Source organism: Paracoccus ferrooxidans, from assembly GCF_029909815.1.
Taxonomy (GTDB): domain Bacteria; phylum Pseudomonadota; class Alphaproteobacteria; order Rhodobacterales; family Rhodobacteraceae; genus Paracoccus; species Paracoccus versutus.
Genome location: NZ_CP038202.1, coordinates 1,159,710 through 1,186,014, shown reverse-complemented (window position 1 = coordinate 1,186,014; position 26,305 = coordinate 1,159,710). Strand labels below are relative to the sequence as shown.

General features: G+C 69.3%; 26 protein-coding genes. 15 read left to right on the top strand and 11 right to left on the bottom strand.

Going from position 1 to position 26,305, the window contains the following annotated elements; translation table 11 throughout:
• Nucleotides 1-300: 300 nt before the first annotated feature.
• The gene (locus tag E3U26_RS22810; protein WP_499106733.1) at nucleotides 301-1,221 is read right to left on the bottom strand and encodes a LysR family transcriptional regulator; all 921 of its coding nucleotides are present in this window, start codon (nucleotides 1,219-1,221) and stop codon (nucleotides 301-303) included.
• Between the two features lie 476 nt (nucleotides 1,222-1,697).
• Here E3U26_RS22810 and E3U26_RS22805 point away from each other — a divergent pair, with 476 nt between their 5' ends.
• The 7 genes from E3U26_RS22805 to E3U26_RS22775 all read left to right on the top strand — a co-directional run bounded on the left by E3U26_RS22805 (nucleotide 1,698) and on the right by E3U26_RS22775 (nucleotide 7,531).
• Complete coding sequence (locus E3U26_RS22805; RefSeq protein WP_036756470.1) at nucleotides 1,698-2,510, top strand: glutamate racemase; 813 nt, start codon at nucleotides 1,698-1,700, stop codon at nucleotides 2,508-2,510.
• Nucleotides 2,511-2,528: 18 nt separating this feature from the next.
• Nucleotides 2,529-2,972, top strand: coding sequence for a cytochrome c maturation protein CcmE (ccmE, locus tag E3U26_RS22800; RefSeq protein ID WP_036756472.1), 444 nt, complete (start codon nucleotides 2,529-2,531; stop codon nucleotides 2,970-2,972).
• A 76-nt stretch (nucleotides 2,973-3,048) separates the two neighbouring features.
• Nucleotides 3,049-3,660 (top strand): holin-associated N-acetylmuramidase, encoded by a 612-nt coding sequence (locus E3U26_RS22795; RefSeq protein ID WP_036756474.1) that lies wholly within the window; start codon nucleotides 3,049-3,051, stop codon nucleotides 3,658-3,660.
• Nucleotides 3,651-4,184 carry a holin family protein gene (locus E3U26_RS22790; protein ID WP_243785851.1) on the top strand — a complete coding sequence of 178 codons (534 nt, stop codon included), beginning with the start codon at nucleotides 3,651-3,653 and terminating at the stop codon, nucleotides 4,182-4,184. The genes E3U26_RS22795 and E3U26_RS22790 overlap by 10 nt, the downstream gene beginning before the upstream one ends.
• Before the next feature lie 91 nt (nucleotides 4,185-4,275).
• Nucleotides 4,276-6,237 carry a heme lyase CcmF/NrfE family subunit gene (locus E3U26_RS22785; protein ID WP_499106731.1) on the top strand — a complete coding sequence of 654 codons (1,962 nt, stop codon included), beginning with the start codon at nucleotides 4,276-4,278 and terminating at the stop codon, nucleotides 6,235-6,237.
• A 3-nt stretch (nucleotides 6,238-6,240) separates the two neighbouring features.
• Nucleotides 6,241-6,693 (top strand): cytochrome c-type biogenesis protein, encoded by a 453-nt coding sequence (locus E3U26_RS22780; protein WP_036756481.1) that lies wholly within the window; start codon nucleotides 6,241-6,243, stop codon nucleotides 6,691-6,693.
• Nucleotides 6,694-6,760: 67 nt separating this feature from the next.
• Nucleotides 6,761-7,531: a Clp protease/crotonase-like domain-containing protein gene (locus E3U26_RS22775; protein ID WP_499106730.1), complete on the top strand. Its 771-nt coding sequence runs from the start codon at nucleotides 6,761-6,763 to the stop codon at nucleotides 7,529-7,531.
• Nucleotides 7,532-7,550: 19 nt separating this feature from the next.
• Here the strand turns inward: E3U26_RS22775 and E3U26_RS22770 are convergent, their stop codons facing one another.
• The 3 genes from E3U26_RS22770 to E3U26_RS22760 all read right to left on the bottom strand — a co-directional run bounded on the left by E3U26_RS22770 (nucleotide 7,551) and on the right by E3U26_RS22760 (nucleotide 10,214).
• Entirely contained in the window at nucleotides 7,551-8,267 is a 717-nt protein-coding gene (locus tag E3U26_RS22770; RefSeq protein ID WP_036756485.1) for an NUDIX hydrolase, read from the bottom strand.
• A gap of 5 nt (nucleotides 8,268-8,272) precedes the next feature.
• Nucleotides 8,273-8,722 carry a DUF983 domain-containing protein gene (locus E3U26_RS22765; protein WP_499106728.1) on the bottom strand — a complete coding sequence of 150 codons (450 nt, stop codon included), beginning with the start codon at nucleotides 8,720-8,722 and terminating at the stop codon, nucleotides 8,273-8,275.
• A gap of 103 nt (nucleotides 8,723-8,825) precedes the next feature.
• On the bottom strand, nucleotides 8,826-10,214 hold the full coding sequence (locus E3U26_RS22760) for a diguanylate cyclase (RefSeq protein WP_072463058.1): 1,389 nt from the start codon (nucleotides 10,212-10,214) through the stop codon (nucleotides 8,826-8,828).
• A 114-nt stretch (nucleotides 10,215-10,328) separates the two neighbouring features.
• Between E3U26_RS22760 and E3U26_RS22755 the strand changes: the two genes are divergently transcribed.
• A complete protein-coding gene (locus E3U26_RS22755; RefSeq protein WP_114536948.1) occupies nucleotides 10,329-10,598 on the top strand; it encodes a DUF3572 domain-containing protein in 270 nt (89 codons plus the stop codon).
• 15 nt (nucleotides 10,599-10,613) lie between these two features.
• Here the strand turns inward: E3U26_RS22755 and E3U26_RS22750 are convergent, their stop codons facing one another.
• From E3U26_RS22750 to E3U26_RS22725, 6 genes are all read right to left on the bottom strand, one after another.
• The gene (locus tag E3U26_RS22750; protein WP_499106726.1) at nucleotides 10,614-11,975 is read right to left on the bottom strand and encodes a PLP-dependent aminotransferase family protein; all 1,362 of its coding nucleotides are present in this window, start codon (nucleotides 11,973-11,975) and stop codon (nucleotides 10,614-10,616) included.
• Nucleotides 11,976-12,210: 235 nt separating this feature from the next.
• Nucleotides 12,211-13,566 carry a cytochrome P450 family protein gene (locus E3U26_RS22745; protein ID WP_499106725.1) on the bottom strand — a complete coding sequence of 452 codons (1,356 nt, stop codon included), beginning with the start codon at nucleotides 13,564-13,566 and terminating at the stop codon, nucleotides 12,211-12,213.
• A complete protein-coding gene (locus E3U26_RS22740; RefSeq protein WP_499106724.1) occupies nucleotides 13,563-14,762 on the bottom strand; it encodes a hypothetical protein in 1,200 nt (399 codons plus the stop codon). Before E3U26_RS22740 ends, E3U26_RS22745 begins: the two co-directional genes overlap by 4 nt.
• Before the next feature lie 53 nt (nucleotides 14,763-14,815).
• Nucleotides 14,816-15,502: a M48 family metallopeptidase gene (locus E3U26_RS22735; protein ID WP_036756498.1), complete on the bottom strand. Its 687-nt coding sequence runs from the start codon at nucleotides 15,500-15,502 to the stop codon at nucleotides 14,816-14,818.
• A gap of 27 nt (nucleotides 15,503-15,529) precedes the next feature.
• Nucleotides 15,530-16,711 carry a vWA domain-containing protein gene (locus E3U26_RS22730; protein WP_499106722.1) on the bottom strand — a complete coding sequence of 394 codons (1,182 nt, stop codon included), beginning with the start codon at nucleotides 16,709-16,711 and terminating at the stop codon, nucleotides 15,530-15,532.
• Nucleotides 16,711-16,935, bottom strand: coding sequence for a hypothetical protein (locus tag E3U26_RS22725; protein WP_140846490.1), 225 nt, complete (start codon nucleotides 16,933-16,935; stop codon nucleotides 16,711-16,713). The genes E3U26_RS22730 and E3U26_RS22725 overlap by 1 nt, the downstream gene beginning before the upstream one ends.
• Before the next feature lie 70 nt (nucleotides 16,936-17,005).
• Here E3U26_RS22725 and E3U26_RS22720 point away from each other — a divergent pair, with 70 nt between their 5' ends.
• From E3U26_RS22720 to gshB, 3 genes are all read left to right on the top strand, one after another.
• Nucleotides 17,006-18,130: a Ppx/GppA phosphatase family protein gene (locus E3U26_RS22720; RefSeq protein ID WP_499106720.1), complete on the top strand. Its 1,125-nt coding sequence runs from the start codon at nucleotides 17,006-17,008 to the stop codon at nucleotides 18,128-18,130.
• 2 nt (nucleotides 18,131-18,132) lie between these two features.
• A complete protein-coding gene (locus tag E3U26_RS22715) occupies nucleotides 18,133-18,885 on the top strand; it encodes an RlmE family RNA methyltransferase (RefSeq protein WP_499106719.1) in 753 nt (250 codons plus the stop codon).
• A 149-nt stretch (nucleotides 18,886-19,034) separates the two neighbouring features.
• Entirely contained in the window at nucleotides 19,035-19,985 is a 951-nt protein-coding gene (gene gshB / locus E3U26_RS22710) for a glutathione synthase (RefSeq protein ID WP_036756510.1), read from the top strand.
• Nucleotides 19,986-20,456: 471 nt separating this feature from the next.
• Here gshB and E3U26_RS22705 read toward each other — a convergent pair whose 3' ends face one another.
• A complete protein-coding gene (locus tag E3U26_RS22705) occupies nucleotides 20,457-21,971 on the bottom strand; it encodes a YifB family Mg chelatase-like AAA ATPase (RefSeq protein ID WP_036756512.1) in 1,515 nt (504 codons plus the stop codon).
• A gap of 146 nt (nucleotides 21,972-22,117) precedes the next feature.
• Between E3U26_RS22705 and coaBC the strand changes: the two genes are divergently transcribed.
• From coaBC to E3U26_RS22685, 4 genes are read left to right on the top strand one after another with little or no spacing between them, the layout of a single operon-like run.
• The gene (gene coaBC / locus E3U26_RS22700) at nucleotides 22,118-23,392 is read left to right on the top strand and encodes a bifunctional phosphopantothenoylcysteine decarboxylase/phosphopantothenate--cysteine ligase CoaBC (protein ID WP_036756515.1); all 1,275 of its coding nucleotides are present in this window, start codon (nucleotides 22,118-22,120) and stop codon (nucleotides 23,390-23,392) included.
• Nucleotides 23,389-24,462: a cysteine desulfurase family protein gene (locus E3U26_RS22695; protein ID WP_499106716.1), complete on the top strand. Its 1,074-nt coding sequence runs from the start codon at nucleotides 23,389-23,391 to the stop codon at nucleotides 24,460-24,462. The genes coaBC and E3U26_RS22695 overlap by 4 nt, the downstream gene beginning before the upstream one ends.
• Nucleotide 24,463: 1 nt before the next feature.
• Nucleotides 24,464-25,990, top strand: a complete 1,527-nt coding sequence (gene sufB, locus E3U26_RS22690; RefSeq protein WP_499106715.1) for a Fe-S cluster assembly protein SufB — start codon at nucleotides 24,464-24,466, stop codon at nucleotides 25,988-25,990.
• Nucleotides 25,987-26,298, top strand: coding sequence for a heavy metal-binding domain-containing protein (locus tag E3U26_RS22685; protein WP_036756521.1), 312 nt, complete (start codon nucleotides 25,987-25,989; stop codon nucleotides 26,296-26,298). The genes sufB and E3U26_RS22685 overlap by 4 nt, the downstream gene beginning before the upstream one ends.
• The last annotated feature ends 7 nt before the right edge of the window (nucleotides 26,299-26,305 follow it).

Genomic DNA, 26,305 nt, shown 5'->3' with positions numbered 1-26,305 from the left:
GCGCCTTTCCCCCGGTTTTGCGGCCTTTTAAGCGGCGGCGAAGGGTTAGGAAAGGGGCCCGCGCGCGGGGCCGGGAAAAACCGCGGCCGGCGGGGCAAAAAAAAGCCGGGCATGAAGCCCGGCTCAAGTCCAACAGGGAGGTTGAAGGTGATGAGAGTTTCCTCAAACCATCGCCTTCGAGATCGGAAATATGTGCAGTCGGCGAACGGTTCAAGGATCATTTCCGCATTGCAGCACATGCCCGATATGCATTCTGCGAATGCCTCGGGCAAAGCCGTGCGGCATCTGCCCGTTTCGCGCTCATCCCGCGGACGGGTCGGTGGCCTGTTCCTCGGTCTGCTGGCGGCGCAGGGACTGGATCTCTTCCAGCACGAAATCGCGGAAGGCGGCGACGCGGCGCGAGGCGCGCAATTCCTCGGGGAAGGCCAGGAAGACCGGCACCTCGCCCGACTGGATGTCGGGCAACACGCGGGTCAGGCTGGGGAAATCCGACGACAGGTAATCCGGCAGGACGCCGATGCCGACATGGTTCAGCACGCCTTGCAGCACGCCGAAGTAATTGTTCACCATCAGGGTCGAGCTGACGTTGCGCGCCAGCAGCATCTGCGACAGCACCGCGCCCGAGCTGACCTGCGGCGTCTGCGGGTTCTGGCAGATCAGCCGGTGTGGCCCCAGATCCTCCAGCGTCTCGGGGGTGCCGGCCTTGGCCAGATATTCCGGCGTGGCATAAAGCCGCATGCGAATGTTCAGCAGCCGGCGGCGGATCAGATCCTGCTGGTTCGGCTCCTTCATGCGGATGGCGACGTCGGCCTCGCGCATGGGCAGGTCCAGCACGCGTTCTTCCAGCATCAGGTCGATCTTGAGATCGGGATAGCGATCGTAAAGCTTGGCCAGCCGCGGCACCAGCCACATGGTGCCGAAGCCGGTGGTGGTCGTGACCTTGAGTTCGCCGAAGACGCTTTCCTCGCTGTCGCGGATGCGGGCGGCGGTGGTGTCGAGCTTGCGGACCATGGAAGAGGTCGCCTCGAACAGCAGTTCCCCCTGTTCGGTCAGGATCAGCCCGCGGGCATGACGGTGAAAAAGGGTGGTGCCCAGCGAATCCTCCAGCGCGCGGATCTGGCGGCTGACGGCGGACTGGGACAGGTGCAAAACATCGCCCGCGTGGGTCAGGCTGCCCGCGTCGGCGACGGCATGAAATATTCTTAACTTATCCCAGTCCATAACAGTGCTTTCTTGCGGCATCAGCCATGCAATCCGTGCAACCCTTATCACAGAAGGTTAGCGGAACAAGCCTGCAAAACGCCAAGAAAACCCTTTCTCGGACAGTGTTGCTTACCCACAATGCGCAGCGAATGGCCACCCGGCGAGCAGGGGCAGGCCAGGCCTGTGCAAATCCCGTCCGGGGTGCCGATTCGGACCGGCGAAACGTCACGCGCTTTTGAACTGCGCCGGGTGGTCGGGCGGATGCCCCCGACCGGGCGCGGGACCGGGCCGCGCGACCTTCTGCCGCAAGGGCGGCCCGCCGCTGCCGCCCCTGCGTCCCGCCGGCAGGGGAATCGGCCGGGAAAACCCGTGCTGGGGCGGCCCCAAAGGCCTTGCCTCGCCGCACTCCCCGGCCCGGCGGCGGGGTGACATAAATCATGGCATTCCGGCGCGGCGCATCCTAAAAAAGGCCATTCGCGAGCAGGAGGCTAGTCATGGCGGTGGGCGTATTCGATTCGGGTCTGGGCGGGCTGACTGTTCTGGCCGCCATCGCCGCCCGGATGCCCGACCTGCCGCTGGTCTATCTGGGCGACAATGCCCATACCCCCTATGGCGTGCGCGACGCCGAGGACATCTTCGGCCTGACCTGCGCCGGGGTCGAGCGGCTTTGGGCCGAGGGCTGCGATCTGGTGATCCTGGCCTGCAACACCGCCTCGGCCGCCGCGCTCAAGCGCATGCAGGAGACCTGGCTGCCCGCGGACAAGCGCGTGCTGGGGGTCTTCGTGCCGATGATCGAGGCACTGACCGAGCGCGGCTGGGGCGACAATTCGCCCCCGCGCGAGGTGGCGGTGAAGCATGTGGCGCTGTTCGCCACGCCCGCCACCGTGGCAAGCCGCGCCTTCCAGCGCGAGCTGGCCTTTCGCGCCATCGGCGTCGATGTCGAGGCCCAGCCCTGCGGCGGCGTCGTCGACGCCATCGAGATGGGCGACGAGATCCTGGCCGAGGCGCTGGTGACATCCCATGTCGAGGCGCTGTTGCGCCGGATGCCGCATCCCGAGGCGGCGATCCTGGGCTGCACGCATTACCCGCTGGTGCAGGCCGCCTTCCAGAAGGCGCTGGGGCCGGGGGTCAAGGTCTATTCCCAGCCCGACCTGGTCGCCGAAAGCCTTGATGACTATCTTGAGCGCCATCCTGAAATGCTGGGCGCGGGCACCCGTTCGCGCTTCCTGACCACGGGCGATCCCGAGCGCGTCTCGGGCAAGGCCACGCAATTCCTCCGCCATCCGATCAGGTTCGAAAGCGCCTGAACAAGGAAAGCTTGCAACATGAAGTCATTGAAGAAAAGACGCCGGATCCAGATCCTGATAGCCGCCGCCGTGGCCCTTGTGCTGGCCGTCGGGCTGATCGGCTACGGGTTTCGCGACGGCATCAACCTTTACCGCTCGCCGAGCCAGATGACCGAGAACCCGCCCGAGGTGGGCGAGGTGTTCCGCCTAGGCGGCCTGGTCGAGGACGGCAGCCTGGTGCGCGGCGCCAGCGAGACGGTGACCTTCCGCGTGACCGACGGCGGCGCCACCATCCCGGTGCGCTTTACCGGCGTGCTGCCCGACCTGTTCTCGGAAGGCCAGGGCATGATCGGCACCGGGCGCATGGAGGGCGAGACCTTCGTCGCCTCGGAAATCCTGGCCAAGCACGACGAGAACTACATGCCGCGCGAAGTCATGGATTCGCTGAAGGAGCAGGGCGTCTACCAGGAGCCGAACTCCTGACGCAACGCGCGCCCGGTTAACGGCCGGTTAACCGGATTTCTCCAGCCTTGGTCCGCTTCAGGATTGGGGGCTGGACATGAAGACAGTAACGCAGATCGCGGCCGAGATCGTCGCGCGTGAGGGGGGCTACGTCAACGACCCCGACGATCCGGGCGGGGCGACGAAATTCGGCGTCACGCTGGCGACCCTGCAGCGGCTGGGGATCGACAGGACCGGCGACGGGCGGGTCGACGTGGCGGATGTCAGGGCGCTGACCCGCGCCGATGCCGAGCGCATCTTCGTCGAGCATTATTTCCGCCGCCCGCGGCTGGCGGAACTGCCGGTCTCGGTGCAGGCCTCGGTCTTCGACATGTATGTCAATGCCGGTGCCAATGCGGTGAAGATCCTGCAACGGCTGGCCACGCGCATGGGCTTTGCGGCCACGGACGACGGCGTGGTCGGGCCGCGCACCATCCAGGCTGCGCAGCAGGCCGATGCGGCGGCGCCGGGCTATTTCGCCGATGCCTACGGGATCGCGCGGCGCAACTATTACTACGCATTGGGCGATGCGCGCCCGGCCAGCCGCAAATACGCCCGCACCAGAACGGGGGGCAAGGGCGGCTGGATCCTGCGGGCCGAGGAGTTCATCTCGGCCAAGTATCACCTGACGGCGGCCGAGCATCGGGCGAGGGTGGCGAAATGGGGCTGATGGACCGTTTCCTGGGCGCCAGCGGCGCCGTCACCACCGTCGCCAATGCCGCGACCGGCGTGGCCGAGGTGTTCCGCGAGAACGCGACGCGGCGCATGGAACTGGACGAAGAGGCTTATGCCCGCGCCATCGCCCAGCTTTCCGGCGAGTTCGCCGCCCAGCCGTGTGGTTGGTTCGACGCGATGATGAACGGGCTGAACCGGCTGCCGCGGCCGCTGATGACGCTGGGGACGGTGGGGCTGTTCACCTATGCCATGGCCGATCCCGAGGGTTTCGGCCTGCGGATGGAGAACCTGAACCTGGTGCCCGAGCCGCTCTGGTGGCTGCTGGGCGCCATCATCAGCTTCTATTTCGGCGCGCGAGAGGCGCATTACTTTCGCAGCCGGCCCATGCTGCCCGTCCCGCCGCGCAAGGCAGGCGCCGAGGACGCGCCGGCCGCATCCCAGGCGCCGCTGATGACGGCCGAGCCCTTCGAGGACAACCCGGCCCTGCGGGATTGGGCCGCGGCCGGCGCGGCGCGCTAGCGATGCTGTGACAATCTGGCAGGTGCGGGGGGGCTGGTTTGCCGCCCGCACCGCGGCTATCCTGCGGCGCAGCCACCCCCGGAGGAAGCCCATGATCGCTGAACTTGGCCATTTTGCACTGATCCTGGCCTTTGTCGTGGCCCTGTTCCAGATGGTCGTGCCGATGATCGGTGCCAGCAAGGGCTGGAGCGGCTGGATCGACTCCGCCCGCCCTGCCGCGCTGGCGCAGTTCGGGCTGGTCGGCATTTCCTTCGCGGCGCTGACCATGGCCTTCGTGACCTCGGATTTCTCGGTCGCGCTGGTCTATCAGAACTCGCACACCGCCAAGCCGATGATCTACAAGATCAGCGGCGTCTGGGGCAACCACGAGGGCTCGATGCTGCTGTGGGTGCTGATCGTGGCGCTGTTCGGCGCCATGGCGGCCGTCTTCGACGCCAACCTGCCGCCCAAGCTGCGGGCGCGGGTGCTGTCGGTGCAGGCCTCGATCGGCGCGGCCTTCCTGGCCTTCACCCTGTTCACCTCGAACCCCTTCCTGCGCATGGAAAGCCCGCCCTTCGACGGGCGCGACCTGAACCCGCTGCTGCAGGATCCGGGCCTCGCCTTCCATCCGCCCTTCCTTTACCTCGGCTATGTCGGGCTCAGCATGGCCTTCAGCTTCGCCGTCGCCGCGCTGATCGAGGGGCGGGTCGATGCCGCCTGGGCGCGCTGGGTCAGGCCCTGGACGCTGGCGGCCTGGGTGTTCCTGACCATCGGCATCGCGCTGGGATCCTGGTGGGCCTATTACGAGCTGGGCTGGGGCGGCTTCTGGTTCTGGGATCCGGTGGAAAACGCCAGCTTCATGCCCTGGCTGATCGCCGCCGCGCTGCTGCATTCCGCCATCGTGGTGGAAAAGCGCGAGGTGCTGAAAAGCTGGACCATCCTGCTGGCGATCATGGCCTTCGGCTTTTCGCTGATCGGCACCTTCATCGTGCGCTCGGGCGTCATCACCTCGGTCCACAGCTTCGCCAGCGATCCGCAGCGCGGCGTGTTCATCCTGGCGATCCTGGCCTTCTTCGTCGGCGGCGCGCTGCTGCTTTACACCTTCCGCGCCGCCTCGATGCAGGCGCGGGGCGCCTTCGCCCCGGTCTCGCGCGAGGGGGCGCTGGTCCTGAACAACATCCTGCTGGCGGTCTCGACCTTCGTGGTCTTCATCGGCACGGTCTGGCCGCTAGTGGCCGAGATGCTGTGGGACCGCAGGCTGTCGGTCGGCGCGCCCTTCTTCGAACAGGCCTTCACGCCCTTCATGGTGGCGCTGGCGATCATCCTGCCGGTCGGCGCCATCCTGCCGTGGAAGCGCGGCAAGCTGAAGCGCGCGCTTTACCCGCTGCGCGGCGCGCTGGTCTTTGCCGGGGCGGTGATGGCGCTGGTCTTTGCCGTCTCGACCGGCCATTCGGCGCTGGCGGTGATCGGCGCGGGCCTGGGCGCCTGGCTGGTCGCGGGCGCGGCCGCCGACCTGTGGCTGCGCACCGGCAATTCCGGCCTTGCGCGCCTGCGCCGGCTGCCGCGCGCCGATTGGGGCAAGGCCGTGGCCCATTCCGGGCTGGGCGTCACGTTCATCGGCATCAGCCTGCTGATGGCCTGGCAGGTCGAGGACATCCGCGTGGCCCGGATCGGCGAGACCTTTACCGTCGCCGGCTACGACATCACCCTGGACAGCGTCGAAGAGCGTCCGGGCCCCAACTACAACTCGATCATCGCCGCGATGAGCGTCGATCGCGACGGGCGGCAGGTCGCGCTGCTGCATCCCGAAAAGCGGGTCTACCCGGTGCAATCCATGCCCACGACCGAGGCGGCGATCCAGAACGGGCTGTTCCGCGACCTCTACCTGGTCATCGGCGACGAGCAGCAGGACGGCGGCTGGGCGGTGCGGGTCTATATTAAGCCCTTCGCCAGCTGGATCTGGCTGGGTTCGGCGCTGATGGCGCTTGGCGGCTTCATCAGCCTGTCGGACCGGCGCTATCGCGTCGCCGCCGGCGCCCGCCATGCCCGCGTCGCGCCCCAGCCGGCGGAGTAGCCCATGCGCGCCCTGATCCTGTGCCTGTCGCTGCTGCTTGCGCTGCCCGCCCTGGCCGTCCAGCCCGACGAGGTGCTGTCCGACCCGGCGCTGGAGGCGCGGGCGCGCGAGATCTCCAAGACCCTGCGCTGCCCGGTCTGCCAGGGCGAGACCATCGACGAATCGAATGCCGCCATCAGCCGCGACCTGCGGCTTTACCTGCGCGAGCGCCTGGTCGCCGGCGACAGCGACAGCGAGGCGGTGCAGGCCATCGCCGACCGTTTCGGCGAATATGTCCTGTTCGAGCCGCCGGCGCGTGGGGCGAACTGGCTGCTTTACCTGGCCGGGCCGGTCATGGCGCTGCTGGCGCTGCTGGTGGGCTGGCGCTTCATCCGCTCGCGCGGCCTGGCCGAGGAAGGGCCGGCCAAGCTCAGCGACGAGGAAAAGGCCCGGCTGGAGCGGATCCTGCGCGACTGACGCAGGGTCGGGGCTTTCCCGCCGCGCCCCGCCCCGGCAGGATGGCCGAAACCGGGGGAGGGGCAGGATGAGCTTTCAGACCATCGAATTCACGCATCGAGACGGCATCGCAAGGCTGGCGCTGAACCGGCCCGACGTGGTCAACGCGCTCAACCGCGCCATGCGGGCCGAGATCGTCGCGGCGCTGACGGACCTGCCGCCGGGCACGCGCTGCGTGGTGCTGACCGGGAACGGGCGCGGCTTCTGCTCGGGCCAGGATCTGACCGATGCCACCGGCGGGTTCGACGTCGAAACCATCCTGCGCGAGGAATACGAGCCGATGCTGGCCGCCATCTCGGACGCGCCGGTGCCGGTGATCGCTGCGGTGAACGGCATCGCGGCGGGGGCGGGGGCCAACCTGGCGCTGGCCGCCGATGTGGTCATCGCCGCGGAAAGCGCCAGTTTCGTGCAGGCGTTCAGCCGGATCGGCCTGATCCCGGATGCGGGCGGGACGTTCATCGTGCCGCGTTCGGTCGGGGTGCCGCGCGCCATGGGGATGATGCTCTTCGCCGACCGCATTCCCGCGGCGAAGGCGGCGGAATGGGGGCTGATCTGGGAGGCGGTGCCGGACGCCGAGTTCGAAACCGTGGTGGCCGCCCGCGCCCAAGCCCTGGCCCAGGGGCCGACCGCCGCCTTCCTGGCAATCCGGCAGGCCCTGCGCGCCTCGGGCGGCAACGACATGGCCGGGCAGTTGCGGCTGGAGGCCAGGCTGCAAGGCGACATGGCCCGCACGGCGGATTTCGCCGAGGGCGTCGCCGCCTTCCTGGAAAAGCGCGCGCCCCGCTTCAAGGGGTGCTGAATCGGGGGGCTGAGCCCGCCTAGCCGATGCGCTTGAAGCGCGGCACCGCCAGGCGGTTGTCGAAGAAGGGCACCGTCGGCGGCGGGGCCAGCGGCCCGTCGCCGGCCCCGGCCAGCAGGCTTGCCACCTCGGCCAGCACCACCTCGGTGATGAAGGGCAGGTCCAGCGCCCGCGCCTCGGGCAGGGGCACCCAATGCAGATGCGAAAGCTCATCGCAGGCGGCGCTGAAATCGTGGCGGTCGCCGTGCAGCCGCTCGGCGTCCAGCAGCAGGAAGCGCGCGTCGAAGCGGCGGGGCCGGCCGGGCGGGGTGATGGCGCGGAACATGTAGATCAGCGCCGAGGCATCCGGCGCCAGCCCGGCGCCGGCGTAATGGTCCCAGCCCTCGGGCGCGGGGCCGGGGGGGCCGGTCAGCAGGCCGGTTTCCTCGGCCAGTTCGCGCAGGGCGGCGGCGGCCAGCGCCAGGGGCGTGACCTGCGATCCGTTGCGCGGCTCGGCCGCCAGCAGCGCCGAGGTCCGGGGCGGCAGTTCGCCGGCCAGGCGCACCTGCGCATCGCCCGCATCCACCGCGCCGCCGGGGAAGACGTATTTCGAAGGCATGAACACGGCCGAAGCCCCGCGCTGCCCCATCAGCACCGAAGGCCCGCCCTGGGCGTTGCGGTCCAGCACGATGACGGTGGCGGCATCGCGGATCGGCTGCTCGGCGGCGTCGCGCGTCGGGGCGGGGGTTCCGGCCATGGTGCTCACGACGCGGCGGCCTCGATCGCGGCAGGCTCGATCGAGGCGGGCTCGATCGAGGCGGGCTCGGCGCCGAAGCCATGCATCCGGCGCGCCCATTGGAAGCCGATCATCCCGCCCTTGATCCGCGGCAGCAACAGCAGCGACAGCACCACCGCGCCCAGGCCGAAGCCGATCAGCATGGCCATGGCCGAGGGGCGATACATCATGAAGATCGCCAGCAGCAGCGGCGCACCCAGATGCGAGACCAGCAGGATGGTCAGATAGGCCGGGCCGTCGTCGGCGCGCTGGTGGTGCAGTTCCTCGTGGCAATGCGGGCAGGTGGGGCTGACCGACAGATAGCCCCGAAACAGCCGGCCCTGCCCGCAAGAGGGGCAGCGCCCAAGCGCGCCGCGCAGCATGGCCGGCTTGACGGGACGTTCGGGCAGGGCGGTGTCGGAATAGGCATGAGGCATGGGCGCGTTCCTTTCCTGTTCCGCCTTTATCTAGGGGATGCGGCCCATAAAGAAAAGCGCGCCGTAAGTTGGGAATTGCCGCGACAAAGGGACGCAGCGGCAATCAGGCCGCAATTCCGGGCGCGGCCATGACGATTCGATTGCGCCCCGAGGACTTGGCATTGAGCAGCGCGCGGTCGGCGCTGGCCAGCAGCGCCTCGGGGTCCAGCGGCAGCAGATGCGGGGCGCCCTGGCCGGTGGCCACGCCGACCGAGATGGTGACGCCCAGCTCGGCATTCTGGCAACCCTGCGGCAGGGCGACCGGCGCGGCCATCACCGCGCGGCGCAGATCCTCGGCCACGCGGCGGGCGGCGCGGGCCGGGCAATCGGGCAGGACGGCCAGGAACTCCTCGCCGCCGAAACGGGCGAGCAGCGCGCCCTCGGGCAGGGTGGCGGCCAGGCGGGCGGCGATCTCGGCCAGCACGGCGTCGCCGGCCGGATGGCCGTGGACGTCGTTCACCTGCTTGAAACGGTCCAGGTCCAGCAGCATCACCGCCAGGTCGCCCTGGCGCTCCTGCATCTCGGCCGCCAGTTCGCCCAGGCGAGGCAGGGCAAAGCGGCGGTTGTGCAGCCCGGTCAGCGGATCGGTCATCGCCCAGCGCATGTTGCGCTGGGTCTCGTGCCGGCGGCGGTCGGCCTCGTGCTTGCGGGCCAGCTGGGCCTGCAGGCGCATCGCCGTCTCGGGCGCCGCATCGGGGCGGGCCAGATCCCAGGGCAGCACGTCGCCGGCGCCAAGATCCAGCGCCACCGGCATCATCTCGGCCCGTTCGGGGCGCAGCGCCACCACCACGGCCGCCTCGCGCGAGCGTGGGCGCGAGCGCAGTTCCGACAGCAGCCGCAGCCCGTCGCCGGGTTGCTGGATGTCGGCGGCGATCAGGTAGAGATCGGCGACCCGGCTGGATGCCGCCTCGGCCAGCGCATGTTCGGGTTCGTGGACCGCGATGGCGAAATCCACCCGGTCGCGCAGGGCGTGCCGCCAGCCCAGCGCCGTGGCGGTCCGGTCGGCGACGAAGACCGCGCGCGGGCGGTTGTCCGCGGCAAAGCCCGCCGCCGCCTCGGCCATGCCGGGGGCGGGATGATCGAGCCCGCCGTATTCATGCCGCATCAGCCCGCGAATGCGCGCAAGCAGCGTCAACTCGTCGCTGCTTGCGTCGATCAGCGCCGCCGCGCCTGCCCGCAGCGCCGCCACCCGATCCGTGCCGCTGGCCTGGACCAGGACCGGCAGGTCGGCGGCCCAGGGCTGGGCGCGCAGCGCGCTGCACAGCGCGGCCCCGTCCATGTCGGGCAGGCTGGCGCCGACCAGCACGATCTGCGGATGGATCAGCCGGGCGATGCGCAGGGCCTCGGCCCCCGAGGTGGCGGTCGTGACCTCGTAGCAGGCCGAGGACAACCGCACCTTCATGGTGATGCGATTCGTCGGCACGCCGTCAACGACAAGAATGCGCCCTGCCATGGTTACGCCTGCTTTACACCCCGAGCCCAGAGCCGCATCTTGCGCGGCAATGGTTAACAAATCCTTTCCGGCCGCGAAGAAATTCGCGCCGGGCTTCACGAAAGCGAGAGCGGAATGACACGAAACGAGGCGCGCGACATTGCCGATGCGGGCTTTGCCCATATCGCCGGGGATGCGGAACTGGTGGGGGCGCTGCTGGCGCAATCGGGCAGCGACGTGGCGGGGTTGCGCGCGATGGCGGCGCGGCCGGAGTTTTCCGTCTTCGTGCTGGATTTCCTGCTGGAACACGACCAGCGCGTGCTGGATTTCGCGCAGGCGGCGCAGATCGCGCCGCAGCGGGTGCTGCTGGCGCGCGCCGTGCTGGGCGGGGGCGACCCCTGGTAGGGGCCGCCCGAGGGCTCAGGCGACCTCGGCGAAGACCTTGTCGAGCGCCTTTTCCAGCTTCTCGAACATCTCGTCCATCTGCGGCTCGGTCAGGATGAAGGGCGGGCACAGCACGATGGACTGGCCCAGCGGCCGGCAGATCAGCCCCAGGTCGGTGCAGGTGTTGGCGATGCGCTCGCTGACCGAGAGATTGGCGTCGAAGGGGGTCTTGGTCGGCTTGTCCCTGACCGCCTCCAGCGCCCACATGAAGCCGATGCCGCGGTATTCGCCGATGTTCGGGCGGTCGGCGATGCGCTTCAGCCCGGCCTCGAAGCGGGGGGCGAGGCGGCGCACGTTCTCGGCCAGCCCCTCGTTCATCACCACGTCGATGGCCTTCAGCGCGATGGCGCAGCCGACCGGGTGGCCCGAGGCGGTGAAGCCGTGCGGGAATTCCTCGATCGCCTCGACGGCGGCTTCCAGGCGCTTGCCGAGGTCGGGTCCGAGGATGACCGCGCCCATCGGGAAGAAGCCCGCCGTCAGGTTCTTGGACGAGATGATCGCATCGGGCATGAAGTCATAGGTCAGGCAACCCCAGGTGTTGCCGGTGCGCCCGAAGCCGCAGATCACCTCGTCCGAGATCATCGGGATGTCGTGCTTTTTCAGGATCGGCAGGATGGCCTGGAAATAGCCGCTTGCCGGCGGGATCACGCCGCCCGCGCCCATCACCGGCTCGGCGAAGAAGCCGGCGATGGTGTCGGCGCCCTCGCGCTCGATGGTGTCCTCGAGTTCGCGGGCCAGGCGGGCGACGAACTGTTCCTCGGTCTCGCCCTTCTCGCCATAGCGCCAGTAATGCGGGCAGGTCAGGTGGATGAAGCCGGGCAGCGGCAGGCCGAAGACCGAGTTGTAGGGCTTGCCGGTCATCGAGGCGGAAACCGCGGTCACGCCGTGATAGGCGTTCCAGCGCGTCAGGATCTTGCGCTTTTGCGGCTTGCCCTCGGCGGCATGCAGGAACCACAGCATCTTGACCATGGTGTCGTTCGCCTCGGAGCCGGAGTTGGTATAGAAGACCCGGCCGCTGTCGAAGGGCGAGACCTCGACCAGCTTTTCCGACAGCATCACCGTCTGGTCGGACATGCGGCCGAAAAAGGCGTGATAGCCGGGAAAGCGGTCGTATTGCGCCTTGGCGGCCTCGATCAGGCCCTTGTGGTCGAAGCCGGCGACCATGTTCCACAAGCCGGAATTGGCATCCAGGTAGCGGCGGCCATGCACGTCGACGATATAGGGTCCCTCGCCATGGGTCACGACGACCGTGCCCCGCTGATGGACCGAGGGCATGTCGGTGAAGCCGTAGAGCGAATAGGTCTCGGCCCTGGCTTCCCAGCTTTGCGGTTGGTTCATGACGTCAGCCTCCATCTGCTTTGGCGGAAGGCTAGCCGGGCGCCGGGGGCGGTTCAATGGGGGCCGCGGCCAAGTGACGGATGGCGGGCGGCGGGACGGGCGAATTGCCGGGGCGGGCGGTGGAAATGCCGGCGCGGGGGGCGGCGGTTTGCGCTGGTTGGCGGCGTCGCATGGGTATTTGTGGAACGAAGAAATGCCTTGGCGTCGGTGCCTTGGTAGCTGCGGCGGGCGCGGGTCATCCCCCTTGCCTTGGGGAAAGGCGCAGGCGGATGCCGTCCTTGCCGCGCAGCGTCAGCCGCATCACCGGCACCGGGCGTTCGCGGGCCGGTTCCAGGCGATAGGCGCGCAGCAGCGCCGCGAGGATCAGCGGCCCCTCGATCATGGCGAAGCCGGCGCCGGGGCAGGCGCGGGGGCCGGCCGAGAAGGGGATGAAGGCCTCGCGCTGGCAGGTCTTGCCGTTTTCGGTTTCCCAGCGCGCGGGGTCGAAGCGGTCGGGGTCGTTCCAGAGCCGCTGGTGCCGGTGCAGGTGCCAGGGCGACAGCACAAGTTGCGCGCCCCTGGGCGCCTTGCGGTCGCGCAGGGTTTCGGGCCGGCGGCATTGCCGCACGGTCATGGCGACGGGCGGGTAGAGCCGCAGCGCCTCGCGGAAGACGGCGCGGGCCAGCGGCAGGTGGCGCATGGCGGCGAAATCGGGGGCGAGGTTCTGCCGCGCCTCTTCGGCCAGCCGGTCCTGCCAGTCGGGGCTTTCGGCGAGCAGGTAGAGCGCCCAGGCCAGGGCCGAGGCGCCTGTCTCGTGCCCGGCCAGGAAGAAGGTCGCGACCTCGTCGATCATCTCGGCCTCGGTGAAGGTGCGGCCGGTCTGCGGGTCGGGGGTGGTCATGATCTTGGTCGCAAGGTCCGGCGGCGCGGTGCCCGCGGCGATCATGGCCGTGCGGGCCGCGACCAGCTGGCGGATCAGGGTGCGGATGCGGCTTGCGGTCCGGCGCACCCGGCGGCCGTGCAGCCGCGCCCAGCGGGGCAGCGCCATCAGCCCGCCGAGGTTCACCATCGGCTGCGCCTCCTGATGCTCGCGGAAGGCCTGGAAGACCTGGGCGGCGGTCGCATCCTCGATCGGGATCGAAAACAGCGTGCGGAAGATCACGTCGGCGGCGATATGGCTGGTCTGCGGCTCGATGTCGATCTCGGTGCCGTCGGCCAGCGGCTGCAGGCGCGCGACGCCGGCCTGGGCCGCGTCCCACATCGCCGGGAAGGCCTCGCGCAGGCGGCCGCCCTCGAAGGCGGGGTCGATGATGCGGCGTTGGTGGAGCCAGGTCTCGCCATTCGAGATGAAGCTGGAATTGCCCAGCAGCGGCTGCAAGCCCGCGGCCATGCGCGGCGATTTCGGGAAATCCATCGGCCGCTTCTTCAGGATCAGCTCGACCAGCGCCGGGTCGTTGCAGGTGAAGCTGTGGACGAAGGGGCCGCGGAACTCGGCCATCCAGGCGCGATAGAGCCGGTCGGATTGCGCCGATAGGATGTCGCGGCGGAAATCGCGGATGAAGCGCCAGACCGAGGCTTTTCCCGGTCGGGCCGGCGGTTTGGGCGGGATCATGGCGCGCACCGGCGGTTGACGGCGCGCGCGATGCGGCCCGGCGAATGGCTGCGCCCGGCGAAGCGCTGTCCCAGCGTCAGCGGCCCGGCGGTGATGGCGAAATAGTCGTAATCGCCCGGCCGGTCGAAGGCGCAGAGATACTGGAAATGCAGCCGGAACCAGCGCCCGCGCAGCGCGCGCCGCTTTTGCGGGGAAAGCGTCTGGGTGAAGGCCGCCGACAGCACCAGCGGGTGGCGGCGGCCGGGCGGCTCGACGCCCGAGACCGCGACCGGATCGCACAGGCCGAAGCAGCAGGCGTCGCCCGGCGCGGTCACGTCGATCCAGTCGAGTTCCCCGCGCGCCGAGAGAAAGCGCAGGTCGGCGCGCAGCCGGTCCGCGCGCGGCAGGAAGGACGCCATGGGCACGACATGGCCCAGCGACAGGTAGGAAAGCCGCGGTCCCTGCGCGGGAACCCGGCCCGAGCGGATCAGCTCGGCCAGAACCGAGACGCCCAGATAGGCGCCGGAGCTGTGGCCGACGACCAGCACCTCGTCCCAGTCGCCCGCCAGCACCTCGGCGATGCGGTCGGCGAAACGCGCCAGCCGCGCCTTGAGCGCCGGGGGATAGGCGCCGCGGTCCTGGGCGGTGAAGGCATAGTCGTGCATCAGATACCAGGCGAAGATCTTGCCGTCGATGCGCCGCCACAGGTGCAGCCCGGCCCAGGTCAGCGCCAGCGCGACGGGTCCGCCCAGCCACCAGCCGAATCCGGTCAGCCGTCCCAGCGCCCAGCCGAGCAGCGCCCCGGCCAGCGCCGAGGCCAGCAGCTGCGCCAGCAGCACCGCCACCGGGTAGAGCGCCGCGATGACGGGCCCGCGGCGCAGCCGCATCAGCCGGAACAGCGCGCCCGAGCCGACATAGGCCCAGGCGGTGCGGAAAAGCTGGCCATAGGTCGCAAGGATGCCCTGGCCCATCGAGCCCTGCACGATGTCGGCCCAGACCAGCACCTCGAACTCGGCCTCGGCGGCGGTGCCGGCGAAGTCGCCGGTCACGCCCCAGCCGAAGCCCGTGCGGTCGCGGCGCGGGCCGAAGGCCAGGCCGTAGCCGGAGATGCGCGCCTGTTCCGCCCCCTCGCGCCGGTAAAGCTCGCGATAGCGGCGGGGCGGGATCGGATCATAGCCCGGAATGTAGAGGACGCGGCGGCGAAAGGGGCGGGTCATGGGAAATCAACTGCTTGCCCGCGCAGCATACGCGATCCGCGCGCGCAGACAAGTTAGGCTAATTCCCAGCGCGCCTCGAGCTTTTCGATGGCGGCGATGCGCGCCGCGGCGGGCGGATGCGACATCAGCCAGGCCGGCGCCCCGGCGCGTCCCGCGCCCGCCAGCCGGTCGAGCTTGCGAAACAGGCTTTTCTGCGGCTCTGTGCCCAGCCCGGCCTTGACCATCAGCGCGCTGGCGAAGGCGTCGGCCTCGAACTCGTCCTGGCGCGACAGGCGCGCGGCGATGGCGCTGGCGGCGAGATTGGCGATCCAGACGCCGATGCCGGGCAGGAAACGGCCCAGCACGCCCGCCAGCACCATGCGCACCACGTTCTGGCCGGCGAAATCCACCATGCGGCGCCGGGTATGGCCATGGGCGACATGGCCCAGCTCATGCGCGATGACCGATGCCAGCTCGGCCTCGGTCACTTCGCCGCGGTCCAGCCGGTCGAGGAAACCGCGGGTCAGGAAGATGCGGCCATCCGGCGCGGCCAGCCCGTTCACATGGCCGACCTCGTAGACATGCGCCTGCACCCGCGGCAGGTCCATGGCCCGGCCCAGCCGTTCCAGCATCGGCACCAGCCGGGGGTGCTGCAGCGGCGTGGACTTCTGGTTCAGCTCGGCCTTGAGCCGCCATGCGGAAAAGAACCACATCGCGGCGGCATAGAGCAGGATCAGCAGGATCGGCGTGAATTTCAGCATAAGCGCAATATGGGCATGGCGCGGCGCTCAGCCAAGGATTCGCATGGCCTGGGTCAGCCCCTCCAGCGTCAGGGGCTGCATGCGATCCTCGAATATCTCGCGAATCATGTCGATCGAGCGGGTATGCGGCCAATGCGCGCAGGGCACAGGGTTCAGCCAGACATGGTCGGGCCAGGTCTCGCGCAGGCGCCGCAGCCATGTCTCGCCCGATTCGGGGTTCCAGTGTTCGTTGGCGCCGCCGGGGATGGCGATCTCATAGGGCGACATCGCGGCGTCGCCGACGAAGATCGCCTTGTAATCGCGGCCGAAGCGGTTGATGACCTCCCACGTCGGCGTCGTCTCGGTCCAGCGGCGGCGGTTGTCCTTCCACAGCGCCTCGTAGACGCAATTGTGGAAATAGAAATGCTCCAGGTGCTTGAACTCGGCGCGGGCGGCCGAGAACAGCTCGTCCACCAGCCGGGAATGGTCGTCCATGCTGCCGCCGGCATCCAGGAACAGCAGCACCTTGACGGCATTGTGGCGCTCGGGCCGGGTCTGGACGTCGATATAGCCATGCTCGGCGCTGGCGCGGATGGTGCCGGGCAGGTCCAGTTCCTCGAGCGCACCGTGGCGGGCCCATTGCCGCAGCCGCTTCAGCGCCACCTTGATGTTGCGGGTGCCGAGTTCCACCGAATCGTCGAAATCGCGGAACTCGCGCTTGTCCCAGACCTTGACGGCGCGGCGGTGGCGGCTTTCGTGCTGCCCGATCCGCACGCCCTCGGGGTTGTAGCCATAGGCGCCGAAGGGCGAGGTGCCGGCGGTGCCGATCCACTTGTTGCCGCCCTGGTGGCGGCCCTGCTGCTCGGCCAGCCGCTCGCGCAGGCGCTTCATCAGCTCCTCGAAGGAACCGGCGCCCTCGACGGCGGCGCGTTCCTCGGGGGTCAGCAGCTTCTCGGCCAGCTTTTCCAGCCATTCGCGCGGGATCGAGACCTCGTTCACCAGCGCCTCGACCGGGATCTCGTCGAGGCCCGCGAAGGCTTCGGCAAAGGCGCGGTCGAATCGGTCGATATGCGCCTCGTTCTTGACCAGCGTGGCGCGGGCGAGGTGATAGAAGCCCTCGGGCGACCAGTCCGACAGCCCGGCCTGCAGCCCCGCCAGCAGGTCCAGGTATTCCCGCAGGCTGGCCGGCACCCCATGGCGGCGCAGACTGTCGAGGAAGGGCCGGAACATCAGCCCATCCGGCTGAGCAAGATGGTCAGGAACAGCCCCAGCACGGTCAGCGCCAGGGCATGGGCGGCGGCATATTGCAGCTTGTCGGCGCGGCTGCCGCCGGCTTTCGCGGCGCGCATCCAGCCGATCGCTGCGCCAATCAGGAAGGCGGCGATCACGATCATGGGCAGGGCATAGCCCGCCCCCGCGCCCCTGTCGAGAGGCACGCCCCACGCACGCCCCAACGCGCGCCCCCTTGAAGGCGTGGCGGCCGCAGGTTACTTTCGGTCCAACTTGTTATCGGAGGGCGTGACCATGGCGCCCAGGCGTCCTGCGGGTGCGGACGCGTTCCCGAGAAAAACGGTCGAGCCTTTCGTCACCCGCCCGGCCGAGGACGGGCCGCTCTATGCGGCCTTGGATCTTGGCACCAACAGCTGCCGGATGCTGATTGCCCGTCCCGCGGGCAGCCAGTTCCAGGTGGTGGACAGTTTCTCGAAGCCGGTCCAGCTTGGGCACGGCCTCGAGGCATCAGGCAGGCTGTCGCGTCCCTCGATGGCGCGGACGGTGCATGCCTTGCAGGTGTGCCGGCGCAAGCTCGAGGCGCACAAGGTCGCGCGCATGCGCCTTGTCGCCACCGAGGCCTGCCGGCGGGCCAGGAACAGCCGCGACTTCCTGCGCATGATCCGGCGCGAGACCGGCCTGCCGGTCGAGATCATCGACGCCGAGGAGGAGGCGCGGCTGGCCGTGATCTCTTGCGCGCCGCTGGTCAGCCAGCGCACCGAGCAATTGCTGGTGGTGGACATCGGCGGCGGCTCGACCGAGCTGGTCTGGATCGACCTCGAGGATGTCGAGCCCAAGGAACGCTCGCGCGCGATCATGCGGCTGGGCAACGGTTTCAGCGACCCGCAGCCGGGCGGCGCGCGGGTGGTGGACTGGATCAGCGTGCCGCTGGGCGTGGCCACGCTGCGCGACCAGTTCGAGGATGTCGAGGACGACCAGGGCCGCTTTGCCCTGATGTCCTGGCATTTCGAGGAGTTGCTGGCGGATTTCGCCCCCTATGCGCTGGCCCAGACCATGCGGGAAGGGTTCCAGATCATCGGCACCTCGGGCACCGTGACCACGGTTGCGGCCAGCCATCTGGGCCTGCGCCGCTATGACCGGACCAAGGTGGACGGGCTGACCATGACCACGGCCCAGATCGACCGGGTGATCCGCGACTACCTGGCGCTTGGCCCCGAGGGGCGGCGCGCCGATCCGCGCATCGGGCGGGAACGCCATGCGCTGATCATGTCGGGCGCGGCGATCCTGCAGACGCTGATGCGGGTCTGGCCGACGACGCGGCTTTCGGTCGCCGACCGCGGCCTGCGCGAGGGGCTGCTTTATGTGCAGATGGTCAAGGACGGGGTGCTGGCCCCGGATGGAATGAACGGGGTGGCTTGAAGATGAGCGAAGGCAAGAAGCCGGGCGAGGGGCGCAAAAGCTCGGGCCGCGGCCAGCGCGACCTGCGGGTGCGGGTGAAATCGGCCAAGGGGCGCAAGCTTTCCAGCACGCTGTGGCTGGAGCGGCAGTTGAACGACCCCTATGTCGCGCGCGCCAAGCGCGAGGGCTATCGCGGCCGCGCCGCCTACAAGATCCTGGAACTGGACGACAAGTATCGCTTCCTGGTGCCCGGCGCGCGGGTGGTCGATCTGGGCTGCGCGCCCGGCGGCTGGTGCCAGGTGGCGGTCGCGCGCGTGAACGCGCTTGGCGACAAGCCCGGCAAGAAGGTCGGCCGGGTGCTGGGCGTCGACCTGCAAGAGGTCGATCCGATTCCGGGGGCCGAGATCCACCAGCTCGACTTCCTGTCCGAAGGCGCCGACGCGCAGGTCAAGGCCTGGCTGGGTGGGCGGGCCGATGTGGTGATGTCGGACATGGCGGCGGCCTCGTCGGGGCACAAGGGCACCGACCACCTGCGCATCGTGGCGCTGGTCGAGGCGGCGGCGCAGCTGGCCTTCGACGTGCTGGAGCCGGGCGGCACCTTCGTCGCCAAGGTTCTGGCCGGCGGGGCCGAGACCGAGATGCAGGCCATGCTCAAGCGCAATTTCCGCAAGGTGGCGAATGTGAAGCCGCCGGCCAGCCGCTCGGATTCCTCCGAGAAATTCGTGGTGGCGCAGGGGTTTCGCGGCCAGGACGCGGACGAAACCGACCAGGGCTGAGCCGCCCCTGGGCGTCCCCCAGGCCGGCCACCGCGCAGGGCGGCGGTGCCGGCGCGCCGGTCCTGCCGCGGGCGGGCCGCGGCGCTGCCGCTTGCAAACCCCGCCCATGCTTGCCAGAACTTCGGGCGAAACTGGCTGGGAATGATAGCATGAGTCTTTACGTGGCCCTTCAGATGGACCCGGTCGAGCATGTCTCGATCGACGGCGACAGCACGTTCCGGCTGGGACTGGAGGCCGAGGCCCGCGGCCACCGGCTGTTCCAGTATACCGCCGACCGCCTGAGCTATTGCGAGGGGCGGGTCATGGCCCGCGGCCGCCCGATCAGCCTGCGCCGCGAACAGGGCAACCATGTGACCTTCGGCGACTGGGCCGACGTGGACCTGTCGGAATTCGACGTGGTCTGGCTGCGCCAGGACCCGCCCTTCGACATGGGCTATATCACCACCACGCATCTGCTGGACCGGGTGCATCCCTCGACCTATGTCGTCAACGACCCCTTCTGGGTGCGCAACAGCCCCGAGAAGCTGCTGGTGCTGGATTTCCCCGAACTGACGCCGCCCACGCTGATCACCCGCGAACTGGCGCAGATCCGCGCCTTCCGCGAGCGGCACGGCGATTTCATCCTCAAGCCGCTCTACGGCAATGGCGGGGTCGGCATCTTCCACATGCGGCCCGACGATCCGAACCTGTCCTCGCTGGTCGAGACCTTCCTGTCGAACAGCCGCGAGCCGATCATCGCGCAGAAATACCTGCCCGCCGTGGTCCGCGGCGACAAGCGCATCATCTTGGTCGACGGCGAGCCGGTCGGCGCGATCAACCGCGTCCCGGCCGCGGGCGAGGCGCGCTCCAACATGCATGTCGGCGGCCGGCCGGAAAAGATCGGCCTGACCGAGCGCGAATACGAGATCTGCGCCCGCATCGGCCCGGTGCTGCGCGAAAAGGGGCTGATCTTCACCGGCATCGACGTGATCGACGGCTGGCTGACCGAGATCAACGTGACCTCGCCCACCGGCATCCAGGAGCTTGAGCGTTTCGACGGCATCAATGCCGCGGCGCTGATCTGGGACGCCATCGAGCGGCGGCTGGCCGAGCGGGGCTGACCCGCGGCCGCGGGGTCGGCGCAGGGGCGGATTGGCCTGTCGCGATGCCGGCCCGGTGTGGACCGGCCCGGCGTGGAAAGGTGCCGCGCCGCCATGCCCCGGCGGCGGGCGAGCCGGTTTTCGGCAAGAGGGAGCCAGCCCCGCGGCTTGCCCTTTCTCCCAGCCGCCCGTTTTGAACCTGGCCGCCGGCCTTGCGGCGCCGCTTGTTCTGGCGACCATCCTTTCTGCCGCCTGCCGCCTGCCGCCTGCCGCCTGCCGCCTGCCGCCTGCCGCCTGCCGCCTGCCGCCTGCCGCCTGCCGCCTGCCGCCTGCCGCCTGCCGCCTGCCGCCTGCCGCCTGCCGCCTGCCGCCTGCCGCCTGCCGCCTGCCGCCTGCCGCCTGCCGCCTGCCGCCTGCCGCCTGCCGCCTGCCGCCTGCCGCCTGCCACCTGCCACCTGCCACCTGCCACCATGGCGACTCCTTCCCCGCCCCTCAATCCGGGCGGCCGAAGGGCAGGCGATAGGACAGCGCCTCGGCCAGATGCGGCTGGCGGATCGCGGCCGAGGCGTCCAGGTCGGCGATGGTGCGCGCGCTGCGCAGGATGCGGTGATAGCCGCGCGGGGTCAGCCCCAGCCGCTCGGCCGCCAGCGCCAGCAGCGACCGGCATTCGCCGTCGAGCGGCGCGATCTCCTCCAGCAGCCGGCCCGAGGCGTCGGCGTTCACCCGCGCCGTCGGGTGATCGGCAAAGCGGGCGGCTTGCAGCGCGCGGGCGGCGGCCACGCGCAGGGCGACGCTGGCCGAGCTTTCGCCGGTGGCGGGCAGCCCCAGATCCTCGATCGCGACCTGCGGCACCTCGATGCGCAGGTCGAACCGGTCCATCATCGGCCCCGAGATGCGGCCCAGGTAATCCGCCCCGCAGCGCGGCGCCTTGGAACAGGCGCGGCTGGCATCCGCGATCTCGCCGCAGCGGCAGGGGTTGGCGGCCGCGACCAGCAGGAAACGCGCCGGATAGCGGATATGGGCATTTGCGCGCGAGACGTGGATCTCGCCGGTCTCGATCGGCTCACGCAAGGCGTCGATCACCCGGCGCTCGAACTCGGGCAGCTCGTCCAGGAACAGCACGCCGTTATGCGCAAGGCTCGCCTGTCCGGGCCGGGCATTGCGCCCGCCGCCCACCATCGCCGCCATCGAGGCGGTGTGATGCGGCTGGCGAAAGGGGGCGGTGCGCGAGATGCCGCCCTCGGCCAGCAGCCCGGCGACGGAATGGATCACCGAGGTCTCCAGCGCCTCCTGCGGGCTCAGCGGCGGCAGGATGCCGGGCAGGCGGGTCGCCAGCATCGACTTGCTGGCGCCGGGCGGGCCGATCATCAGCAGGTGGTGGCGGCCTGCCGCGGCGATCTCCAGCGCCCGGCGGGCGCGTTCCTGGCCCTTGACCTCGGCAAGGTCGGCCTCGAACACGGCTTCTGCCAGCTCGCCCGGTGCGGCGCGGGCCAGGGGCGCGCGGTCGGTCAGGTGATCGACCACCTCGCGCAGGCTCTGCGGCGCCAGGACCGGCACGGTGCCGACCCAGGCCGCCTCGGCCCCGCAGGCGCGCGGCACCAGCAGCGCGCGGCCATCCTCGGCCGCGGCCACGGCGGCGGGCAGGGCGCCCGCGACCGGCGACAGCCGCCCATCCAGCGCCAGTTCCCCCAGCGCCACCACCCGCTCCAGCGCCTCGGCCGGGACGATCTCCAGCGCGGCCAGCACCGCAAGCGCGATGGGCAGGTCGAAATGCGACCCTTCCTTGGGCAGGTCGGCGGGCGACAGGTTCACCGTCACCCGGCGCGAGGGCATGGCGATGGAGAGCGCGCCGAAGGCGGCCTTCACCCGTTCCCGCGCCTCGCTGACGGATTTGTCGGGCAGGCCGACGATGCCGAATCCCGGCAGGCCCGGCGAGACCGAGCATTGCACCTCGACCAGCCGCGCCTCGACCCCGTCGAAGGCCACCGTATAGGCAATCGCCGCCATCGGCACTTCTCCCCTGCACCGGGGCAGGCTTAACCCGCAGGGTTTAAAGAATGGTTAACGGGTTCGGCTTGCTTGTTCCGGGCCGCGCTTGCGCCTATGTGCAGGGCGGATGACACGGGGCACATACGGGGCACAGGGAAACGACCATGCAAGGCAGCCGCATATTGCTGATCGTCGGCGGGGGCATCGCCGCATTCAAGATACCCGAGTTGGTCCGCATGATCCGGCGCGAGGGCGGCTCGGTCGTGCCGGTGCTGACCCAGGCGGGGGCCGAGTTCGTGACACCCCTGACCCTCTCGGCCCTGGCCGAGGCGCCCTGCCATACCGAGCTGTTCGACCTGACGCGCGAATCGGAGATGGGCCATATCCAGCTGTCGCGCGCCGCCGACCTGGTGGTGGTCGCCCCGGCCACGGCGAATCTGCTGGCGCGGATGGCGGCGGGGATGGCGGACGACCTGGCCTCGACCCTGCTGCTGGCGACCGACAAGCCGGTGCTGGCGGCGCCGGCGATGAACGTGCGCATGTGGCAGCATCCGGCGACGCAACGTAACCTGGAGACGCTGGAGAACGACGGCATCCGCTTCGTCGGCCCTGACGAGGGCGACATGGCCTGCGGCGAATACGGCCCCGGCCGCATGGCCGAGCCGCAGACGATCCTGGCGGCGATCCGCGCGGCGCTGGGGCGCGACCGGCCACTGCGCCTGCCGCCCGAGGCGGTGGTCTCGCTGCCCGCCCGCGTGCTGGCGGGGCGGCATGTGATCGTGACCTCGGGGCCCACGCATGAGCCCATCGACCCGGTGCGCTATATCGCCAACCGCTCCAGCGGGGCGCAGGGCGCGGCCATCGCCGCGGCGCTGCGCGACCTGGGCGCGCGGGTCAGCTTCGTCACCGGCCCGGCCGAGGTGCCGCCGCCCCAGGGCGTCGAGGTGATCGCCGTCCAGACCGCGCGCGAGATGCGCGAGGCGGTCGAGGCGGCCTTGCCTGCCGATGCCGCGGTCATGGCGGCGGCGGTTGCCGACTGGCATGTCGCCAATGCCCGTCCGGGCAAGATCAAGAAGGACGGCTCGGGCAAGCTGCCCGAACTGAAATTCGCCGAGAACCCCGACATCCTGGCCTGGATCAGCCGGCTCGACCGCGACCGGCCGGCGCTGGTGGTGGGCTTTGCCGCCGAAACCGACGACGTGCTGGACAATGCCACCCGCAAGCGCAAGCGCAAGGGCTGCGACTGGATCGTCGCCAATGACGTGAACCCCGAGACCGGGATCATGGGCGGGACCGAGAATGCGGTCACGCTGATTTCGGAGGAAGGGGCGGAAAGCTGGCCGCGCCTGACCAAGGACGAGGTGGCGCGCCGCCTGGCCGGCCGCATCGCCGAGGCGCTGAGCCCCGCCGGCCAGGGCCTGCCGGAGGACCACGGATGAGCAGCGGCCGGGTCTACCTGGACTGGAACGCCACCGCGCCGCTGCGCCCCGAGGCGCGCGCGGCGATGCTGGCGGCGATGGAAATCGTCGGCAACCCTTCCTCGGTCCATGCCGAGGGGCGGGCGGCGAAATCCGCGCTGGAGCGCGCGCGCGAGGACGTCGCCGTGGCGCTTGGCGCCGAGGGGGCGGACGTGATCTTCACCTCGGGCGCGACCGAGGCGGCGGCGCTGGCGCTTCAGGGCCGGGGCCTTGTCTGCTCGGCGGTCGAGCATCCGGCGGTGCTGGCCTGGTGCGAGGCATCGCTGCCCGCGGACCGCACGGGGCTGGTCGCCGTCGCCGATCCCGCCCGCACCGCGCTGCAACTGGCCAATTCCGAAACCGGGGTGATCCAGGATCTGCCGCAGGGCCTGGCGGTCAGCGACCTGACGCAGGCCTTCGGCAAGATCCCCCTTGCCTTCAACTGGCTCGAGATCGAGGCCGGCATCGTCAGCGCCCACAAGCTGGGCGGGCCGCGCGGCATCGGCGCGCTGGTGGTCCGCCGCGGCACCGAGGTCGAGGCGCGCATCAAGGGCGGCGGCCAGGAACAGGGTCGCCGCGCCGGGACCGAGAATCTGATCGGCATCATGGGCTTTGCAGCGGCCGCAAAAGCGGCGCAGAATGATCTGGATCAAGGAATCGGGGAAAAAGTGTCGCAACTGCGCGATTCCCTGATGGCCACACTGGAATCCGGGGCGGAAATGGTTACATTTCCGGGGCGCGAGGCCCGCCGCCTGCCCAATACATTGTCGATCCTGACGCCGGGATGGCGCGGAGAGACGCAGGTGATGCAGATGGACCTGGCCGGATTTGCCGTCTCGGCAGGCTCGGCCTGTTCATCGGGCAAGGTCCGGCCAAGTTCGGTTCTGACGGCCATGGGCATCGCGGCGGAATGGGCGGGCGATGCGATCCGCGTCTCGATCGGCCCGGCGACGGAGCCTCGGGACGTGATGCGTTTTGCGGATGCCTGGCTTGCGGCGCATGGCCGCTGGCGGCAAAGGAATGATTGGCGGGCGACCGCGGGAAGGGTTTGAGATGACTGTAGAGATCGGCGAGGCAATCGAAATCCGCGAGGGCGTAGACCGCGAGACCGTCGAGACCGTCCAGAACATGGGGTCGTACAAATACGGCTGGGATACCGAGATCGAGATGGAATATGCCCCCAAGGGCATCAACGAGGACATCGTCCGGCTGATCTCGAAGAAGAACGAGGAACCGGAATGGATGACCGAGTGGCGGCTGCAGGCCTTCCGCCGCTGGCAGACCATGACCGAGCCGAAATGGGCGATGCTCAACTATCCCGAGATCGACTATCAGGACCAGTATTACTACGCCCGCCCGAAAAGCATGGCCGAAAAGCCCAAGTCGCTGGACGAGGTCGATCCCAAGCTGCTGGCCACCTATGAAAAGCTGGGCATCCCGCTGAAGGAGCAGATGATCCTGGCCGGGATCGAGGGTGCCGAGGGCGCGCCCGCCGAAGGGCGCAAGGTCGCGGTCGATGCGGTCTTCGACAGCGTCAGCGTCGGCACCACCTTCAAGGACGAGCTGGCCAAGGCCGGCGTCATCTTCTGCTCGATCAGCGAGGCGATCCGCGAGCATCCCGAACTGGTGCGGAAATACCTGGGCTCGGTCGTGCCGCAGTCGGACAATTTCTTCGCCACGCTGAACTCGGCGGTCTTTTCGGACGGCAGCTTCGTCTATGTGCCGCCGGGGGTGCGCTGCCCGATGGAGCTGTCCACCTATTTCCGCATCAATGCCGAGAATACCGGCCAGTTCGAGCGCACGCTGATCATCGCCGACAAGGGCTCTTACGTCAGCTACCTGGAAGGCTGCACCGCGCCCAAGCGCGACGTGGCCCAGCTGCACGCCGCGGTGGTCGAGATCGTCATCCTTGAGGATGCCGAGGTCAAGTATTCGACCGTGCAGAACTGGTTCCCCGGCGACGAGGAAGGCAAGGGCGGCATCTACAACTTCGTCACCAAGCGCGCCGATTGCCGCGAGGCGCGGGCCAAGGTGATGTGGACCCAGGTCGAGACCGGCTCGGCGATCACCTGGAAATACCCCTCCTGCATCCTGCGCGGCGACGAGTCGCAGGGCGAGTTCTATTCGATCGCCATTGCCAACAACCACCAGCAGGCCGATACCGGCACCAAGATGATCCATCTTGGCAAGAACACCCGTTCGCGCATTGTTTCCAAAGGGATTTCCGCCGGGCAGGCGCAGAATACCTATCGCGGCCTCGTGACCATGCACCCGCGCGCCAAGAACAGCCGCAACTATACGCAATGCGACAGCCTGCTGATCGGCGACAAATGCGGCGCCCATACCGTGCCCTATATCGAGGTCAAGAACACCTCGAGCCGCGTGGAGCATGAGGCGACCACCAGCAAGGTGGACGACGACCAGCTGTTCTATTGCCGCTCGCGCGGCATGGACGAGGAAGAGGCGGTCGCCCTGGTGGTGAACGGCTTCTGCCGCGAGGTCTTGCAGGCCCTGCCGATGGAATTCGCCATGGAGGCGCAATCGCTGGTCGCCATCAGCCTGGAGGGGTCGGTCGGATGATCGTCACCACCACCCCCGGCATCGAGGGCCGCCGCATCAGCGCCTATCACGGCGTGGTGACGGGCGAGACCATCATCGGCGCCAATATCTTTCGCGACATCTTCGCCGGGATTCGCGACATCGTGGGCGGCCGTTCGGGCGCCTATGAATCCGCGCTGGCCTCGGCCCGCGAAACCGCCCTGTCCGAGATGCAGGACCGCGCGGCCGCCCTGGGCGGCAATGCCGTGGTCGGCGTCGACTTGGACTATGAAGTCATCAACAACATGCTGATGGTGTCCGCCTCGGGCACCGCCGTAAGCGTCGAATAGGAACGAA

Bases quoted from the DNA above. Each gene is read 5' to 3' on its own strand.
- E3U26_RS22810 (WP_499106733.1), bottom strand. From the start codon at position 1,221: ATGGACTGGGATAAGTTAAGAATATTTCATGCCGTCGCCGACGCGGGC.
- E3U26_RS22760 (WP_072463058.1), bottom strand. From the start codon at position 10,214: ATGGCAGGGCGCATTCTTGTCGTTGACGGCGTGCCGACGAATCGCATC.
- ccmE (WP_036756472.1), top strand. From the start codon at position 2,529: ATGAAGTCATTGAAGAAAAGACGCCGGATCCAGATCCTGATAGCCGCC.
- gshB (WP_036756510.1), top strand. From the start codon at position 19,035: ATGAGTCTTTACGTGGCCCTTCAGATGGACCCGGTCGAGCATGTCTCG.
- E3U26_RS22720 (WP_499106720.1), top strand. From the start codon at position 17,006: ATGGCGCCCAGGCGTCCTGCGGGTGCGGACGCGTTCCCGAGAAAAACG.
- E3U26_RS22740 (WP_499106724.1), bottom strand. From the start codon at position 14,762: ATGACCCGCCCCTTTCGCCGCCGCGTCCTCTACATTCCGGGCTATGAT.
- E3U26_RS22770 (WP_036756485.1), bottom strand. From the start codon at position 8,267: ATGGCCGGAACCCCCGCCCCGACGCGCGACGCCGCCGAGCAGCCGATC.
- E3U26_RS22790 (WP_243785851.1), top strand. From the start codon at position 3,651: ATGGGGCTGATGGACCGTTTCCTGGGCGCCAGCGGCGCCGTCACCACC.
- E3U26_RS22780 (WP_036756481.1), top strand. From the start codon at position 6,241: ATGCGCGCCCTGATCCTGTGCCTGTCGCTGCTGCTTGCGCTGCCCGCC.
- E3U26_RS22685 (WP_036756521.1), top strand. From the start codon at position 25,987: ATGATCGTCACCACCACCCCCGGCATCGAGGGCCGCCGCATCAGCGCC.
- E3U26_RS22795 (WP_036756474.1), top strand. From the start codon at position 3,049: ATGAAGACAGTAACGCAGATCGCGGCCGAGATCGTCGCGCGTGAGGGG.
- E3U26_RS22695 (WP_499106716.1), top strand. From the start codon at position 23,389: ATGAGCAGCGGCCGGGTCTACCTGGACTGGAACGCCACCGCGCCGCTG.
- E3U26_RS22735 (WP_036756498.1), bottom strand. From the start codon at position 15,502: ATGCTGAAATTCACGCCGATCCTGCTGATCCTGCTCTATGCCGCCGCG.
- sufB (WP_499106715.1), top strand. From the start codon at position 24,464: ATGACTGTAGAGATCGGCGAGGCAATCGAAATCCGCGAGGGCGTAGAC.
- E3U26_RS22765 (WP_499106728.1), bottom strand. From the start codon at position 8,722: ATGCCTCATGCCTATTCCGACACCGCCCTGCCCGAACGTCCCGTCAAG.
- E3U26_RS22755 (WP_114536948.1), top strand. From the start codon at position 10,329: ATGACACGAAACGAGGCGCGCGACATTGCCGATGCGGGCTTTGCCCAT.
- E3U26_RS22730 (WP_499106722.1), bottom strand. From the start codon at position 16,711: ATGTTCCGGCCCTTCCTCGACAGTCTGCGCCGCCATGGGGTGCCGGCC.
- coaBC (WP_036756515.1), top strand. From the start codon at position 22,118: ATGCAAGGCAGCCGCATATTGCTGATCGTCGGCGGGGGCATCGCCGCA.
- E3U26_RS22705 (WP_036756512.1), bottom strand. From the start codon at position 21,971: ATGGCGGCGATTGCCTATACGGTGGCCTTCGACGGGGTCGAGGCGCGG.
- E3U26_RS22775 (WP_499106730.1), top strand. From the start codon at position 6,761: ATGAGCTTTCAGACCATCGAATTCACGCATCGAGACGGCATCGCAAGG.
- E3U26_RS22715 (WP_499106719.1), top strand. From the start codon at position 18,133: ATGAGCGAAGGCAAGAAGCCGGGCGAGGGGCGCAAAAGCTCGGGCCGC.
- E3U26_RS22805 (WP_036756470.1), top strand. From the start codon at position 1,698: ATGGCGGTGGGCGTATTCGATTCGGGTCTGGGCGGGCTGACTGTTCTG.
- E3U26_RS22745 (WP_499106725.1), bottom strand. From the start codon at position 13,566: ATGATCCCGCCCAAACCGCCGGCCCGACCGGGAAAAGCCTCGGTCTGG.
- E3U26_RS22785 (WP_499106731.1), top strand. From the start codon at position 4,276: ATGATCGCTGAACTTGGCCATTTTGCACTGATCCTGGCCTTTGTCGTG.
- E3U26_RS22750 (WP_499106726.1), bottom strand. From the start codon at position 11,975: ATGAACCAACCGCAAAGCTGGGAAGCCAGGGCCGAGACCTATTCGCTC.